We start from the raw sequence: 15,942 nt of genomic DNA, 5'->3' as shown, positions 1-15,942 counted from the left end.
CCTCCACCGACAATGTCGCCGGTCCAGGGCGCGGCGGTCAGCGCCCCCACCTGATCTACCTCGCGATCGGCTTCCCACCGGCCGCGAAGAGCTGCGCGTACCGCATGCGCGAGACCGCGAACCAGTTCACCGCCCAAGGCTGGGACGTCACGGTCGTGACCATCGCGGACGAGTCCTGGGAGCTCGACTCCGGCGTCGACCACTCGCTCTCCGAGCAGGTCGACCCGCGCGTCCAGGTCGTGAAGCTGCCGCTGCGCCGCGAGGACCTCGAGACGGACATCCGCCGCTTCGACGAGGAGCGGGCCATCGCCCCGACCCGCTGGGTCAAGGCCCTGCGCGAGCGCCAGCGCGCCGCGTTCCCCGAGGCGACCTTCGGCGACTGGCGCGGCCCGATCGAAGACGCCGTGACGCGCCTCCACGGCGAGCACCCGGCGGACCTGCTGCTCGCCAGCTGCGTGCCCTACGTGAACCTCGCCGCGGCCTGGAAGCTGTGGGAGGAGGCGGGGGTCCCGTACGCGGTCGACTTCCGCGACGGCTGGTCGATCGACGTCGTCGACGGCCGCGAGGCCTTCGGCCGCGACACCGAGGAAGGCCGGTGGGAGGAGCGCATCCTCGGCTCCGCCGTCTCCCTGTGGGTCGTGAACGACCCGATCGCCGAGCACTACCGCGAGCGCTACCCCGAGTACGCCGACCGGGTCCACGTGGTGCGCAACGGCTACGACGCCGACAGCGCCCCCGGCCGGGCCCACCGCCCGGACCCCGGGCAGGGCCTCGTCTTCGGCTACCTCGGCACCGTCAACTTCTCGACCGAGCACCTCAAGGTCGTGCTCGACGCGTGGCGGGCGGCCCGCAAGCGCGAGCCGCTGCTCGCCAACGCCCGCTTCGAGGTGCGCGGCCACATCGGCGGCGGCGCCCACCGCGGCACGAACCCGCACGCGGTGCTGCTGCAGGAGGCCGAGCCGGACGGCGTGAGCTACGGGGGCCCGGTCGCCAAGGCCGAGGTCGCCGCGACGTACGCCCGCTGGGACGCCATGGTGCTCATCCTCATCGGCGGGCACTACGTGACCTCCGGGAAGGTGTACGAGTACATGGCGACGGGCCTGCCGATCGTCTCGGCGCACGTCATCGACCACGACGCCTCGAACGTCCTCAAGGGCCACCCGCTGTGGACGGGCGCGCGCGGCATCGACCGCGAGGCGATGACGGAGGCGTTCGTCGAGGCCGCCCACCTCGCGGTCGACTCCACGGACGAGCAGCACGCCGAGGCCATGGCGCACGCCGACCGGTTCACCCGCGAGATCATCATGGCCGAGGCCGTGAAGGACCTCGTCAACGAGTTCCAGGTGCAGAAGGGCCGCGCACAGTGAAGAGCCCAGTGATCGACGTACTCCTCATCAGCGGCAACACCGTCGCCGTCCCCATGCTCCGCGAGGCCGTGCGCAAGCTCGGGGCCGAGGGCGCCCGCGTCTCGTACGCCGCCTCCGTGCCCGCGCAGTGGTACGCCGGGCAGCTCGACGGGATCGACTTCGCCGACAAGCACCGCCTCCCCCGCGCCAACCTGCGCCGCGCCGCGAACCTCCCGTTCGGCGAGCGCGTCTGGCTGCGCTCCCGCAAGGACGCGTGGCTGCGCGAGCACGCCGCGAAGGCGCATGTGATCGTCGCGCTCGAAGAGGGCTCGGTGTACACCGTCTGGGAACTCGCGCAGCGCAACCGCACCGCGAAGGCCGTGTACGGGGTCGCGCCGGCGCTCAACGCCGTGCGCGAGCTCGCCGAGCAGGGCGCGCCCGCGCCGAAGGCGTTCCGGCCGCCGGCGTCGTTGGTCGCCCGCGACTTCGGGCGGGCCCTCAAGCGCCTGCCGGACGCGACGGGCCGCGCGCTCACCACCCGGAAGCTCATGCGGCGGAACGTCGTCGCGAAGCTGTGGCGGCTGCCGCTGCGCGCCCCCGGTGTGCCGCAGGGCCTCCGCGTCGCCACCGGCCGCCGTGTGGCCGAGGCGATGAAGTGGGCGGACAAGCACAGCGGCGCGGCGTACGCGCTCGCGCTGACGGCGTCGAAGGTCAAGGACCCGGCGGTCAAGGCCCGGCTGCTCGACGACGCGGCCTCGATGGAGTTCGGCCGGGGCGTCGTGTCCAAGCACGTGAACCAGGCCGTGAAGGCGCTGCTCGTGCAGGCCGACGCGAAGTTCGCGGCCGGCGAGTACCAGGACGCGGCGATGACGCTGCGGCGCGCGCTCGTCCTCGGCTTCCACCGCGTGACCCACATCGACCAGCTCACCTCGCCGCTCGCGGACAACCCGGAGCGGTTCGTGAAGCCGTTCCACGCGTCGAAGGCGCTGCAGGCGATCATGGCGCCGCGCGGGCGCGAGCGGCCCCCCGCCGAGCCGCCGACGGACGGGCCGCTGCGGCTGCTCATCGCGACGAGCGCGAACGACAACTTCCTGCGCCACCTGCTCGACCGGTACCGGGAGCACCCGGACGTCGAGGTCCGGTACCTGGACTTCACGACCCAGCCGTCGCTCAAGCGGATCCTCGGCACCGACTGGCGGGTCCTGGCGACGCGCATGGGCGGCGACCCCGAGTACGCCGCGCTCGTCGAGGACCTGCTGCGCCCGCACCTGGACTGGGCGGACACGCTGTTCCTGGACTGGTGCGTGGGCCCGGCGGCGATGCTCACCACGATCGACCCGGGCGACACCCGCGTGATCGTGCGCCTGCACTCCTACGAGGTGTTCACCCGCTGGACGCAGCTCGTGGACTTCTCGCGCATCGACGACCTGGTGTTCGTCGCCGACCACGTGCGGGACCTGGCGACGTCGCTCGCGCCGCAGCTCCGCGGCCCGCAGGCGCCGCGGATGCCGATGCTGCACAACGCGATGGAGCTCGCCGGGTTCGCCCGCGAGAAGGCCCCGGACGCCCGGTTCAACATCGGGCTCGTCGGGGTCAGCCAGGTCGCGAAGGACCCGATCTGGGCGGTGGACCTGCTGCGGCTGCTGCGCGCCGAGGACGAGCGGTACCGGCTGCTGCTGGTGGGCGGGGACATGGACCCGGGCACGAGCCAGGCGACCCGCAAGTACCGCAACCGGATGGAGCGGGTGCTCAAGCCGCTCGTCGCGTCCGGTCAGGTGCTGCGGCTGGGCCCGACGGACGACGTGGCGGGCAAGCTCACGGACATCGGGTTCGTCATCAGCTCCTCGGTGCGCGAGGGCTCGCACGTGGGCGTCATGGAGGGCGCGGCGAGCGGCGCGGTGCCGGTGGTGCGCGACTGGCCGTTCTACGCGGGCAAGGCGAACAGCGCCCGGACGCTCTACCCGGACGGGTGGGTCGTGGACACGCCCGCCGAGGCCGCCCACCGGGTCCTGGAGGTCAACACGACCGAGGGCTCCTGGGCCGACGCGTCCAAGCTCGCCTCCGAATACGCGCTGTCCACATGGGACTGGTCGGTGGTGAGCGGCGACTTCGACGAGCTGTTCCTCGGCGACCGGTAAGACGGCATGAGGAAAGCCCCCGGCCGTCCGGCCGGGGGCTTTTCCGTGCGTCTAGCGCCGGGCTTCGGGGTGGTGGAGGCACCAGCCCTGCCAGGCGGACTCGACCATCTCGCGCACGCCGTACCGGGCGGACCAGCCGAGTTCCTTCATGGCCAGTTCGGCGGAGGCGACGACCCGGGCGGGGTCGCCGGCGCGGCGCGGCGCGATCGCGGGCTCGACGCCGTCGCGGCCGGTGACGTCGAGGATGATCGCGCACATCTCGGCGACCGAGGCGCCCTCGCCGCGGCCGACGTTGAGGACCAGGCGGGTCTCGGCGTCGGCGGTGAGGCGGCGGGCGGCGGCGAGGTGCGCGGAGGCGATGTCCTCGACGTGCACGTAGTCGCGTTCGCAGGTGCCGTCCGGGGTCGGGTAGTCGTCGCCGAAGATCACCGGCGCCTCGCCGGTGGTGAGGCGGTCGAAGACCATCGGGATCAGGTTGAACACGCCGGTGTCGGCGAGTTCGGGCACGGCCGCGCCCGCGACGTTGAAGTAGCGCAGGCAGGCCGTGGCCATGCCGTGCGCGCGGCCCGCGGCCTGCACGAGCCACTCCCCGGCGAGCTTCGTCTCCCCGTACGGGCTCATCGGCGCGCACGGCGTGTCCTCGGTGACGAGGTCGACGTCCGTCATGCCGTAGACCGCGGCGGAGGAGGAGAACAGGAAGCGCCCGACCCCGGCGGCCGCGGCGGCCGCGAGGACGACCCGCAGGCCCTCGACGTTCGCCCCGTAGTACTCGAGGGGCCGTTCGACCGACTCGCCGACCTGCTTGCGGGCGGCGATGTGGACGACCCCGGCGACGCCGTGCTCGCGCATGACGCGGTCGAGGAGGTCCCGGTCGAGGACGTCGCCGTGCACGAGCGGCACGTCCGCCGGGAGGCGGGCGGCGCGGCCCGAGGAGAGGTCGTCGAGGACGACGACGCGTTCGCCCGCGCCGGTCATCTCGCGCACCACGTGGGAGCCGATGTATCCGGCGCCGCCGGTGATCAGCCAGGTCATGGGTTCTCCTTCGTCGGGGTCACGCCGCGGGCGCGGGGCCGATGAGCCGCTCGTAGACGCGCACGTACTCGCGGGCCTGGTGCTCCCACGAGTACTCCTCGAGCAGCGCCGGGTCCTTGTAGGCGCGGCGGTAGCCGTCCTCGTCGGCGATGATCCGCTCCATCGCGGCGGCGAGGCTGCGGGGGTCGCCGGAGGTGAAGACCTCGCCGTTGCCGAGGCGCCGCACCTCCGCGGAGAGGGTCTTCACGGTGGTGACGATGAGGGGCAGCCGCGCGTGGCAGTACTCGAAGAACTTGTTGGGCAGCGCGATCTCATGGTTGACCGAGCCGGTCGGCATCGGGTGGATGCCCATGTCGGCGGTCGAGATGAACCGCGGCAGGTCCTCGTAAGCGACGTAGCCGCGGAAGTGGAGCCGGTCGGCGATCCCGTGCTCCTCGCCGAGGGCCTGGAGCTTCTTGACGTACGGGTTGGTGTCGTGGCGGCTGACCATGAACGCGAGATGCAGGTCGGGCACGAGCCGGGCGGCCTCGATCATGACCTCGAGCTGGCGTTCCGGGGAGGCCCAGCCGATGTAGACCGCGAGCGGCGTGTGCTCGTCGAGGCCGAGGTCGCTGCGCAGGTCACCGGGGTCAGGGCGGGGCGCGGGATGCGCGAGCGGCGCGTTGTACACCACGGACGGCTCGCGGTCGAGGCCGTGGCGCTCCTGGAGGAGCTTCGCGAGCGGGTGCGAGACGGTGACGACGGCGTCCGCGCCGGGCAGGTACTGCCGCTCCCACCGCGACTGCGCTTCGAGCTTGTTCGGTTCGAGCCCTTCGTGCCCGGGCACGAACTCGTGCGCGTCGTACACGACCTTCACGGTCTTGCCCCAGCGGCGCAGCTGCTCGGCGGCGCGCACGCACACGCCGATCGAATAGGCGTCGTGGGCGTGGAGCAGGTCCGGTTCGAGCCGCAGGATCTCGGGCCGGAACGCCAGCTCGAACCGCTGCATGTTGACGTCGAGCCGCCGCCAGGCCCGGTCGCCGAGGAGCAGGCCCCACCAGCGGCGCTCGATGCGCTCCAGGCGCCCCTCGCGCTTCAAGTACTGCTCGCGGGCCTTGGTCCGGCGGACGCGGCCGCCCACCCAGGCCCGCTCGAGTTTGCGGCCGGCCCGGTGCACGACGAACGGCAGCCGGATCCCGCCGCGGGCGCGGGTCCCCCCGCGCAGCGCGTCGAGTTCGAGCCGCGCCGCCTTCAAGTGCCGTTCGCGCTTCTTGGCGAGCGCGAGGTCCGAGTACGCGAACGGGTACCGCCAGGCCGCCAGGTGCCGCCGCAGGGACCGCGGCGGGTCCATCTTCGGCAGCGGGATCTTGTGGATGTGGGCGCCGTCCTGCACGTACGGGTCCTGCGCACCGGTCACGGACACGCCGACGAGATGCGTCTCCCACCCGGCGGCGGCCATCGAGGCCGCCGCCTTCTGCACGCGGGAGTCCCCGTCGATCCGGTTGGGGACCACCATGACCACGCGGGCGCGGCCTTGCGCGGACTCCATGTCGATGATTCCTGCCTTCCGGGGGATCAGCTGCCGAGCACGATGTGCTCGCGGCCCTCCCAGGCGGCGGGGTCGGTGATCCGGCGGCCGTCGAGCAGCACCGTGACCTCGGGAAGGTCCGCAGGGGCCAGCGTACGGTACTCGTCGTGGTCGGCCTGGACGACAGCGGCCGTCACGGCCTCGCCGCGGTGCGCGGGCAGGCCCTCCGCCTCGAGCTCCTCGGCCGTGTACATCGGGTCCGACACGTACGGCGTCGCGCCCTTCGCCTGCAACGACTCGACCAGCGGGAACACGCCCGAGAACGCGGTCTCCTTCACGGCGCCGCGGTAGGCCGCGCCCAGCACGAGCACGCTCGCGCCCGCGAGGTCCCCATACGCGGCGGCGAGCACGTCGACCGCGTACGACGGCATGCCGGCGTTCGCCTCGCGCGCGGCCCGGACCACCGTGGCCTCCGGGTCGTTCCACAGGTACATCTGCGGGTAGATCGGGATGCAGTGCCCGCCCACGGCGATCCCGGGACGGTGGATGTGGCTGTACGGCTGCGAGTTGCAGGCCTCGATGACCTTCATGACGTCCAGGCCCTGCTTGTCCGCGAACCGCGCGAACTGGTTCGCCAGCCCGATGTTCACGTCCCGGTACGTCGTCTCCGCGAGCTTCGCCATCTCCGAGGCCTCCGAAGACCCCAGGTCCCACACGCCGTTCGCGCGCGGCAGGTCGTCCCGCTCGTCGAAGTCGAGCACGGCCTCGTAGAACGCGACACCGGCCGCGGCCGACGCCTCGTTGATGCCGCCCACCAGCTTCGGGTAGCGGCGCAGGTCCGCGAACACCCGGCCCGTCAGCACCCGCTCGGGGCTGAACACCAGGTGGAAGTCCTCGCCGGCGGTCAGGCCGGAACCGGCCTCCAGCATCGGCCCGAACCGGTCCCGGGTCGTGCCCACAGGCAGCGTCGTCTCGTACGACACGAGCGTCCCCGGCTTGAGCCCGGCCGCGACGGCCTTCGTCGCCGCGTCCATCCACCCGAAGTCCGGCACGCCCTGCGCGTCCACGAACAGCGGCACCACGATGACCACGGCCTCGGCCTCGGCCACCGCCGCGGCGGTGTCCGTCGTGGCCTTCAGGTGCCCCGAGGTCACCGTCTCCTTCAACAGCTCCGCGAGGCGGTACTCGCCCGGGAACGGCTCGACCCCGTCGTTGACCGACTGCACGGTCCGGGCGTTGACGTCCGCCCCCACGACCCGGTGGCCCTTAGTCGCGAACTGGACCGCCAGCGGCAGCCCGATCTTCCCCATGGCGACGACACAGATCCGCATCTCACGCATCACTTTCTGAAGTCCAGTACTCGAAGACGGGAGAGACCCCGCCACGTGGCCCGCTCGTCGACCCTGACGGCCAGGCTCCGGTGCCCGCCGTACTCGACGGCGAGCCCGATCGGCATGCCGAGCCGCTGGAAGTACCCGCGCGGGGCCTTCAGCGGCAGATCGTACGTGAAGCCCAGGAGCGTCACACGGGCCCGCAGCGACCAGCGGCCCGCGCCGCGCCCCGTCAACTCCTCGGTCCGCAGCCGCGCCGTGACCACGGTGACCGCGCCCTCGGCGCGCACCTCCACCGCGGCGTCCACATCGAACGCCGGCGCCGACGCGGCCTCGACCGCACGGCGCTTCCGCGGCGACCTGCCCTTCGCGAGCCGGTCCACACCGACCCGCACCGCTTCAGCCCCAAGGCCTTCCACCGGCACGAAGAACGAATACTCCAGGCAGTAGTCCGAGCGCCTCACGCCCGTCCACACCAGATACCGCGGCCTGAGGCCCTTCGCGAGCGGCACCGTCACCTGCTCCGCGACCACCTCGAACCACTCGTCCGCCAGCCCGTGCGGCTCCTCCCGGAACCCCGGGTACCGCGCGAACAGCCGCCCGTCCTCCAACAGGAAACCGGGCGCCTCCAACGCGACCGCCGCCTCCAGCAGCGCATGGTCCCGGTGCTGCGCCAACGAGACCCGCACCCGCGGCTCCGTCGGCAGCCGCAACCGCAGCTCCTCGCTCAAATGCGCGTCCGCCAACTCGGCGACCGCCGTCCAGCACTTCGCGCGCTCACCGGCGTCGACCGCCAGCGCATGCGGCTGCAAAGCCTCCGCGACCTCGGACGCGAAAGCCCCGAAGACCAGCTCGTCCCGGTCCGGGCCGTCCGCCGAAGCGAGGATCCGCGCCGCGGCCGCGACGCACTCCGCGGGCTCGGAGACCAGCGTCGCCGCGGGAGGGGTCGTCTCGTTCATCGCGATCCGGCGCTGTCCAGGGCAGACGGGTCGAGCGCGACGGTCTGCCCCGTCGCCGCCGACCGCAGCATCATCTCCGAGACCTCCACCGTCATCGCCCCGCGCCGCAGGTCCACGATGTCGTTCGGCTTCCCCAGCACCGCGTCGCGGAAGTGCTCGTGCTCCACCAGCAGCGGCTCGCGCTTGCGGATCGCGTACCGGATCATGTCACCCTCCGAGACGCCCCGGAAGTTGCTGATCGCCTCCCACTCGGTGTCCACCACGCCGTTCGCGTAGAACGTCAGGTCCGCCGTCAACGTGTCCGCCACGAAGCAGCCCCGGTCGCCCGTGACCACCGTCGTGCGCTCCTTGAACGGGCTCAGCCAGTTCACCGAGTGGTTCGCGATCGCACCGCCCGAGAGCTGCCCGACCGCCGCGATCATGTCCTCGTGCTCCCGACCCGACCGCGACACCGTCTGCGCGCTGATCGTCCGGTACGACTGCCCCGTCACGAACCCCGTCAGGTCGATGTCGTGCGTCGCCAGGTCCTTCACCACGCCCACATCCGCGATGCGCCCCGGGAACGGACCCTGGCGGCGCGTCACCACCTGCAGGATCTCCCCCAGCTCACCCGCCTTCAACCGCTCCCGCAGCGAAGCGACCGCCGGGTTGAACCGCTCGATGTGCCCCACGCCCGCGACCAGGCCCGCGGCCTCGAACGCCGCCGCCAACCGCACCGACGCCTCCGCCGTGTGCGCCAACGGCTTCTCGATCAGCGCATGCACACCCGCGTCGGCGAGCGCCAGACCCACCTGCTCGTGGTACGCCGTCGGGCACGCCACGACCACATAGTCCACGCCCAGCGCGATCAGGTCCTCGACCCCCGCCACCAGACCCACCCCGGACGGCAGCGACGCCGCGTCCGCCACCGGGTCCGCCACCGCCACCAGATCGACGCCTTCAAGGGCGTTCAGGACACGGGCGTGGTTGCGGCCCATCGCCCCCAGGCCGACCAGGCCCGCGCGAAGCTGCGAATCGGTCACTGCTAGAGCTCCAATGCGTTCACCGCGGCGATGACGCGGTCGAGGTCGCCCTCGGTGAGGGACGGATGGACCGGGATCGACAGGACCTCGGCGGCCGCACGGTCCGTCACCGGCAGGTCGACGTCCATGTGCGCGTACGGGATGAGCTTGTGGATCGGCGTCGGGTAGTACACGGCGGAACCGACCCCCGCGTCCTTCAACTGCGCCAGCGCACTGTCGCGCTCGGCCGCATCAACGCGCACCGTGTACTGGTGGTAGATGTGCCGCGCCCCGGCCGCCACGGGCGGCGTGACCACGGTCTTCAACTCCGCGTCGAAACGCGCGGCGTTCGCCCGCCGCTGCTCCGTCCACGCGTCCAGCTGGCCGAGCTGCACCCGCCCGATCGCCGCGGACACGTCCGTCATGCGCATGTTCGCGCCCACGATCTCGTTCGCGTACCGCTGCTCCATGCCCTGGTTGCGCAGCAGCCGCAGCGTCCGCGCGAACTGCGCGTCGTCGGTGGAGACCATGCCGCCCTCGAGCGAGTGCATGTTCTTCGTCGGATAGAAGCTGAACGTCCCGGCCTTCCCGAAGGAGCCGACCGGCTTCCCGTCGACCTGCGCGCCGTGCGCCTGGCAGGCGTCCTCGAGGATCGCCAGGCCGTGCCGATCCGCGAGGGCGGTCAGGCGGGTCATGTCCGCGGGGTTGCCGTACAGGTGCACCGGCATGATCGCGACGGTCTTGGGCCCGATGAGGGACGCGACCGAGTCGGGGTCGATGTTGAACGAGTCCGCCTCGATGTCCGCGAACACCGGGTCGGCGCCCACGAGGCGCACCGCGTTGGCGCTGGCCGCGAAGGAGAAGGAGGGGACGATCACCTCGTCGCCGGGGCCGACGCCCATGGCGAGGAGCGCGAGCTGGAGCGCGGAGGTGCCGGAGTTGACGGCGACGCAGTGGGCGGTGCCGGAGACCTTGGTGAACTCTTCTTCGAAGGCCGCCACCTCGGGGCCCTGCACGACCATGCCGCTGCGCAGGACGCGCACGGCGGCCTCGATCTCGGCCTCGCCGATGTGCGGTCGCGCCGGGGGAATGAACTCCCTCTGCTCGTCTGACATTCGTCCCCCCAGGGGTGTGATTCGCGGGCTTTCGTTCGGTGATGCGCCGTCGATAATACAGACGCAATATTCGGTTAATTGACGCAGAACCCGAGGAAGCGACCAGGTTCTGAACAGGGAACCGGGGCGTGAACGGGGTCGTTCAGCGCCGTTCGTACGGTGACGGGAACGGGAAGTAGCGCTCGAGGAACCCGCGCACCATCGCGTCGATCTCGGCCTCCCGTTCGGGCGGGGTGTCGACGTCGTTGACGCAGAAGAACTCCGCGTCACGCCGGGTCTCGAGCGCCGCGAGCTTGGCGGGCGCGTCGGCGGAGGCCACGTCGACGTACATGAGCTTGGACGCGCCGGGCACGCCGCGGCCGGTGAGGACCGAGTAGTGGTGGAGGAGCCCGGCGAACTCGATGTCGGCCGGGTCGCGGAAGCGGGAGCGGGCCGTGGCGGCGACGGCGTCGGGGTAGCGGGCCTCCAGTTCGAGTGCGACCTCGCGCAGTTGCGGGTGCGGCACGTGCTTGAACTTGTTCGTGACGAGCCGTCCGAAGTCGGCTTCGAGCAGCCGCCGGGCGTTGCGGCCGGCGAGGTTCGGCGCCGAGTCCTCGGGGCGGCCTTCGCCGAGTCCGATCTGCATGGAGGAGAACGGGACCCGTGCGATGCCGCTGGCGTGGAAGAACTGCTCGGGGCGGCTGGCGGCGCCGAAGAACACGTCGTCGTTGAGGATGAGGTAGTGGTCGGCGAGGCCGGGGATGCGGTGGAGCTGCGTGGTGATCGCGTGCGAGTTGAACACCGGGAGCGCGCTCGTGTCCGCGAAGATCTCGCTGTGGTCGACCACGCGGACGCCGGGCGCGTCCGGGTCGAGCCAGGCGGGGGTCTGCCCGGCGGTGACGATGTAGATGTTCCGCAGGTAGGGCGCGAAGGTGTGGAGCGAGCGCAGGGAGTACTTGAGCTCGTCCCGGTCGGTGTACCGGGAGGCGCCGGCGAGGTGCGCGTGCCCCTCGGCGGCGGAGCCGGAGGCCGCGTCCCCCGAGTGCGCGGCGCGCTTCGCGGCCCAGGCCGGGTCGGACCCGTCGACCCACATGTAGACCGCGTCGACGGGGAAGTCCACGTCGTCGATGAGCTTGCGCGTGAACGGCTCGAACGTCGGGTACTTGTGCTCGCCCACGATCAGCGTGGCGGCCTTGCGGGCCTCGGCGGGCAGCACGTCCGCGACCCTGTTGGGGCGCGGCGCGACCCAGGTCCCGGCGAAGAGGGCCTTGGGGATGAGGACCTTGACGCGGTCGATCCGCTCGGCGTAGTCGGGGTGCGCGGCGAAGTCCTCGCCGTCGGACCAGAACTCGACGTCGCACCCGTACTCGAGCCCGGCCAGGCACTGGCCTTCGGGGCCGAGCAGGAACCGGCCGTAGCGGAGACTCATTGAGCTCTTGACCTGCGCGGGCAGTGCGCCTTCGGCGTACAGCGCGGGCCCGGCCGTGAGGTTCCCGGCGCGGCTCGCGCGGGCCACGTACAGCTCCGAGTCGCCGTGGCGCTCGCGCATCGCCTCGAGGAACGCCTTCTTGTCCGCGCGCCGCAGCCCGACCGTGTACCGCTCGGGCGCGTTGCCGCGGATCAGGAAGTACGCGAGCCCGGCCGCCTCGGCGACGTCCACGACGAGCCGCAGGTTCGCCTCGGCGGCTTCGGCGGCGGTGAAGTGCTCGACCCGGCGGCCCACGAGTGCGGCGCCGTCGCGTTCGAACGCGCCCAGCCCGGCGTCGCGGGCGAGGAGCGCGGCCCGGCGCGGCGCGGCGCTGCCCTCACGGGCCCGCGCGGCCCGCTTCGCCTTGAGCGACGCGGGCAAGAGCCGCCCCGCGGCCCGGCGCATCCTTGCGACCGGGCTCCGCTGCTCCTTGGGCATCCGTACTCCTCGAAATGGGCGATGGCAGGGGGTGAACGGCGCTGTGGCCCTCCAGATAATACAAACGCGACAGGACGGGAACAGGTTGCCGCGTCGGGGGGACCGCTACGCGGGGCGGTCGGCGATGAGCGCGTCCTTCGCGAACTTCAGCGACTCGTACAGGTCCTCGGCCCGGCGGGTCCGGTTGCCGCTCTTGCGGGTGCTCACCTCGACGGTGATCGACCCGTCCCAGTCCGAGGCGCCCAGCGAGCCGAGCAGCTCCGCGCACGGCTGCGTCCCGCGGCCCGGCACGAGGTGCTGGTCCGCGCCCGGCTCGGTGCCGTCGCACAGGTGGATGTGCCTGAGGCCCTTGCCCATCCGCTCGGCCATCGCGATCGCGTCCGCGCCCGACGCCGCGCAGTGCGAGAGGTCGAGCGTGTACGAGTCGTACCCGTGCCGGGTCGGGTCCCAGTGCGGCCGGTACGGCACGAGCTTCCGCTTGCCGAGCTTGAGCGGGAACATGTTCTCGACCGCGATCGTCACGTGCGGGTAGCGGACCTTCAGCCCGTCGAGCACCGTCGAGAACTTCGACGCGTACTCCTTCTGCCACGAGAACGGCGGGTGGATCACCACCGTCGGCGAGTCCAGGTACTCGGCGGCCTGCACCGACCGCCGCAGCCGCGTCCAGGGGTCAGAACTCCACACCCGCTGCGTCACGAGCAGGCACGGCGCGTGGACCGCGCCGATCTTCACGCCGTAGTGCTTGGCGAGGCTGGCGGCCGCCGCCGGGTCCTGCGAGACCCGGTCGGTGAACACCATCAGCTCCACCCCGTCGTAGCCGAGCTCGGCGGCGAGCTCGAAACCGACGGCGGTGGGCTCCGGGTAGACGGAGGTGGTCGACAGCAGAACCGGGACGGACTGGGTCACGCCCCCCAGGGTACGCCGTACCGATTTACGGCTCGCAAGCTTCGCCGAGGGTCGTCCCTTCGCGGCGGGCGCGCGTCCCGTTCGGACCGCTCCCGGCCGGGTACCTTGGTGGGATGACCGACGAGGTGGCGCAGGACTTCGACCGCGAATGGGTCGAATTCCTCGATCCCGACGACCCCGAGACCATGGTCCGGGCCGATCTCACCTGGCTGCTGTCGCGCTGGGGGTGCGTGTTCGGCAGGCATCCCGAAGAGGGCGGCTGCCCCGGGATCGAGGCCGACCAGCCCGCCGACGGCTGCTGCCTGCACGGCGCGTTCTACACGGACGAGGCCGACATCAAGCGCACCAAGCAGATCGTCAAGAAGCTCACGCCCGAGACCTGGCAGCTGCACCGGCGGTGGAAGGACACCATCGTCGACGACACCCTCGAGAACGAGGACGGCGAGGAGGAGCCCGCGAAGAAGACCGCCGTCGTCGACGGCGCGTGCGTCTTCCACAACCGCGAGGGCTTCCCCACCGGCGCCGGCTGCGCCCTGCACCAGCAGGCGATGCGCGACGGCGTCCACCCGATGGAGTACAAGCCCGAGGTGTGCTGGCAGCTGCCGGTGAAGCGCGACTTCAAGACCGAGCACCGCGCCGACGGCACCGAGGTCTCGGTCACCCTCATCACCGAGTTCGACCGCGCCTCGTGGGGCCCGGGCGGGCACGACTTCGACTGGTGGTGCACCGCCTCGCCGACCGCGCACACCGCGGCCGAGCCCGTGTACCTCTCGTACGCCGTGGAGCTCACCGAACTGCTCGGCGCCCGCGCCTACGAGAAGCTCGCGGACCTGTGCGACGCCCGCGACAAGCTCGGCCTCGTCGCCCCGCACCCGGCCACGGTCGCCGCCTCCCGCGGCACGACGCCCCTGGCGTTCCCGACCCGCCTCCGGAACACCGCCGACGCCCGCTGAGACGCCGAAGGGGCCCTGCCGGATCGGCAGGGCCCCTTCGGAACAGCGTATTACGCGGCGAGGGCGGACTCGCCGGTGGCGATCTTCCGCACCGGCTCGGCGTACGTCGCCTTGACCTCCTCGACGAACAGCGGCACCAGGTCCTCCGGGGCCACGTCGCCGAGGTAGTACTCGCGGATCTCGGCCCGCAGCACGGCCTTCGAGTCGGTCACCAGCAGCTCGTCGAGGACCTTCTCGACGTTCCCCGCGTCCGGGTCGAGCAGGTACGAGGCCTTCGCCAGCGGGAACTCCGCGAGGTAGTGCTCCTTGAAGCCCTTCGGGTCCGTCATCGCGAACGGCCGCCCGCTGTAGATCCAGTCCGAGGCGGTGCCGCTGATGTCCGAGATCGCCACGTCGGCCGCGTTCACGCAGTCCGTCAGGCTCACCTCGGTCTCGGCCTGCGCCCCCCACAGGTGCGCCCGGCCGGTCTTGGCCGCGTCGGCCGCGATGATGGCCTTGATCTCGTCCGCGAGCGCCTGGTAGGCGGCGTTGGTGCGCGTGTACGGGTGCGTGCGGAAGATCAGCGTCACGTCCCGCGCGAGCACGGCCTCGACGATCCGCTTGCCCTGCTTGAGGGACGAGTAGTTCACGTCGGCGGTGAGGCCGGTCCACGTGGGCGTGTACAGCACCACCGGGCGCGCGCCCTCGATCTTGTCGCGCTCGCCCACCTTGAGGTCGTGGAGCTGCGGCCGGGCGATCTTGCGGAACTTGTAGTTCGGGATGTCGACGCCGTGGCGGTGGTAGCGGTCGACGCCGGCCTGCCCGGCGACGAACACCCGGTCGTACATGAGCGAGACGGGGCTGCGGCTGATGGCCTTGTCCGAGTCGCCGTGCATGAGCTGCACGTGGAGGTAGTTGTCGAGCTTGATGAGCTGCGCGTTCTTGACCGCGTGGTTGACGTAGTAGCAGGCGCGGACGCTCTCGGGGAGGATCGTGTCGAGCACCGACTGGGCGGGCACGAGCACGATGGGGGCGCTGGTGCGCGCTGCGATCCCGTCGTAGAGGTAGCGGTCGCGGATGATGATCATGTACGGGTCGCCGACCTGCTCGAAGTACGGCAGCCACATGTTGAGCTGGTACTCGGACTCGCGCGCGCCGGCGAAGTGGATCACGAACTTCGGCTGGAGGCGGGTCACGGCGGTCATGACGCGGCCGTCGACGGGATGGGGTTCGCGCTTGCGGTGGAGGTAGCCGTCGAGGACGGCGACGCCGGTCCAGGCGAGGGCCACGCCGGTGAGGGCGACGAACACGAGGTCGACGGCGGTGCCGAAGGGGGCCTCGGGCCAGGCGGCGACGGCGTAGAGGATCGTCAGCCAGTTCATGACGAGCCCGATCGCGGGCGGGGTGGACCAGCGCTCGCGCTTGGAGCGCTCGATGTCGAGGTTGCTCGTCTGGAGGAAGCCGACGTTGAGCGCCTTGGCGATCGTGTCGGCGCCGACGATGAACAGGGTGACGAGGACGCCGGCGACGAGGAACGGCCAGCGGTCGGTCCCGCCGTGGTTCCAGGCGGTGATGAGCACGGCGAGCGCGGTCATGGTGCGCGCCATGCGCATGCTGACGAGCGCGTCCGGGACCTTCCACGTGATCATGCCGAACACGGCGACGGCGACGAGCAGGGTGATCCAGGGCTGCGAGGCGATCGCGACGGCCGTCACGACGGAGGCCACCGCGAGCAGGTTGAGCCAGATCGGCAGCGACTTGAGCAGTTTCTTCAACGCACCGGGCCTTCG

12 protein-coding genes are annotated in these 15,942 nt (G+C 71.7%); 3 read left to right on the top strand and 9 right to left on the bottom strand.

The features are described 5' to 3' along the window. Positions 1–50: 50 nt before the first annotated feature. Together O2L01_RS14200 and O2L01_RS14195 are read left to right on the top strand one after the other, a co-directional pair. On the top strand, positions 51–1,367 hold the full coding sequence (locus O2L01_RS14200; RefSeq protein ID WP_344469361.1) for a glycosyltransferase: 1,317 nt from the start codon (positions 51–53) through the stop codon (positions 1,365–1,367). 8 nt (positions 1,368–1,375) lie between these two features. After that, on the top strand, positions 1,376–3,484 hold the full coding sequence (locus O2L01_RS14195) for a glycosyltransferase family protein (protein ID WP_270122611.1): 2,109 nt from the start codon (positions 1,376–1,378) through the stop codon (positions 3,482–3,484). A gap of 51 nt (positions 3,485–3,535) precedes the next feature. Here the strand turns inward: O2L01_RS14195 and galE are convergent, their stop codons facing one another. From galE to O2L01_RS14155, 8 genes are all read right to left on the bottom strand, one after another. After that, a complete protein-coding gene (gene galE, locus O2L01_RS14190; protein WP_270122610.1) occupies positions 3,536–4,516 on the bottom strand; it encodes a UDP-glucose 4-epimerase GalE in 981 nt (326 codons plus the stop codon). A 19-nt stretch (positions 4,517–4,535) separates the two neighbouring features. Beyond that, the gene (locus tag O2L01_RS14185) at positions 4,536–6,044 is read right to left on the bottom strand and encodes a glycosyltransferase family 4 protein (protein ID WP_270122609.1); all 1,509 of its coding nucleotides are present in this window, start codon (positions 6,042–6,044) and stop codon (positions 4,536–4,538) included. A 26-nt stretch (positions 6,045–6,070) separates the two neighbouring features. Continuing rightward, positions 6,071–7,354, bottom strand: coding sequence for a nucleotide sugar dehydrogenase (locus O2L01_RS14180; RefSeq protein ID WP_344469359.1), 1,284 nt, complete (start codon positions 7,352–7,354; stop codon positions 6,071–6,073). A gap of 8 nt (positions 7,355–7,362) precedes the next feature. After that, entirely contained in the window at positions 7,363–8,313 is a 951-nt protein-coding gene (locus tag O2L01_RS14175; protein ID WP_270122608.1) for a hypothetical protein, read from the bottom strand. Next, positions 8,310–9,335 carry a Gfo/Idh/MocA family protein gene (locus O2L01_RS14170; RefSeq protein WP_270122607.1) on the bottom strand — a complete coding sequence of 342 codons (1,026 nt, stop codon included), beginning with the start codon at positions 9,333–9,335 and terminating at the stop codon, positions 8,310–8,312. Before O2L01_RS14170 ends, O2L01_RS14175 begins: the two co-directional genes overlap by 4 nt. Before the next feature lie 2 nt (positions 9,336–9,337). Then, the gene (locus O2L01_RS14165; protein ID WP_270122606.1) at positions 9,338–10,429 is read right to left on the bottom strand and encodes a DegT/DnrJ/EryC1/StrS family aminotransferase; all 1,092 of its coding nucleotides are present in this window, start codon (positions 10,427–10,429) and stop codon (positions 9,338–9,340) included. Positions 10,430–10,571: 142 nt separating this feature from the next. Next, positions 10,572–12,314, bottom strand: a complete 1,743-nt coding sequence (locus tag O2L01_RS14160) for a stealth family protein (protein WP_270122605.1) — start codon at positions 12,312–12,314, stop codon at positions 10,572–10,574. Between the two features lie 105 nt (positions 12,315–12,419). Further along, positions 12,420–13,220: a sugar phosphate isomerase/epimerase family protein gene (locus O2L01_RS14155; protein ID WP_270122604.1), complete on the bottom strand. Its 801-nt coding sequence runs from the start codon at positions 13,218–13,220 to the stop codon at positions 12,420–12,422. Between the two features lie 113 nt (positions 13,221–13,333). Between O2L01_RS14155 and O2L01_RS14150 the strand changes: the two genes are divergently transcribed. Beyond that, on the top strand, positions 13,334–14,173 hold the full coding sequence (locus O2L01_RS14150; RefSeq protein WP_270122603.1) for a hypothetical protein: 840 nt from the start codon (positions 13,334–13,336) through the stop codon (positions 14,171–14,173). Between the two features lie 50 nt (positions 14,174–14,223). Here the strand turns inward: O2L01_RS14150 and O2L01_RS14145 are convergent, their stop codons facing one another. Continuing rightward, the gene (locus tag O2L01_RS14145; protein ID WP_270122602.1) at positions 14,224–15,927 is read right to left on the bottom strand and encodes a CDP-glycerol glycerophosphotransferase family protein; all 1,704 of its coding nucleotides are present in this window, start codon (positions 15,925–15,927) and stop codon (positions 14,224–14,226) included. Between the last annotated feature and the right edge of the window lie 15 nt (positions 15,928–15,942).

Origin of the sequence: Glycomyces lechevalierae (genome assembly GCF_027622945.1) — a bacterium.
Taxonomy (GTDB): domain Bacteria; phylum Actinomycetota; class Actinomycetes; order Mycobacteriales; family Micromonosporaceae; genus Glycomyces; species Glycomyces rutgersensis.
The sequence above is the reverse complement of the archived record's forward strand: the minus strand, read 5'-3'. Positions and strand labels throughout refer to the sequence as shown.

Coding starts and splice junctions, on each gene's coding strand:
- galE (WP_270122610.1), bottom strand. CDS start 4,516: ATGACCTGGCTGATCACCGGCGGCGCCGGATACATCGGCTCCCACGTG.
- O2L01_RS14185 (WP_270122609.1), bottom strand. CDS start 6,044: ATGGAGTCCGCGCAAGGCCGCGCCCGCGTGGTCATGGTGGTCCCCAAC.
- O2L01_RS14180 (WP_344469359.1), bottom strand. CDS start 7,354: ATGCGGATCTGTGTCGTCGCCATGGGGAAGATCGGGCTGCCGCTGGCG.
- O2L01_RS14175 (WP_270122608.1), bottom strand. CDS start 8,313: ATGAACGAGACGACCCCTCCCGCGGCGACGCTGGTCTCCGAGCCCGCG.
- O2L01_RS14165 (WP_270122606.1), bottom strand. CDS start 10,429: ATGTCAGACGAGCAGAGGGAGTTCATTCCCCCGGCGCGACCGCACATC.
- O2L01_RS14160 (WP_270122605.1), bottom strand. CDS start 12,314: ATGCCCAAGGAGCAGCGGAGCCCGGTCGCAAGGATGCGCCGGGCCGCG.
- O2L01_RS14150 (WP_270122603.1), top strand. CDS start 13,334: ATGACCGACGAGGTGGCGCAGGACTTCGACCGCGAATGGGTCGAATTC.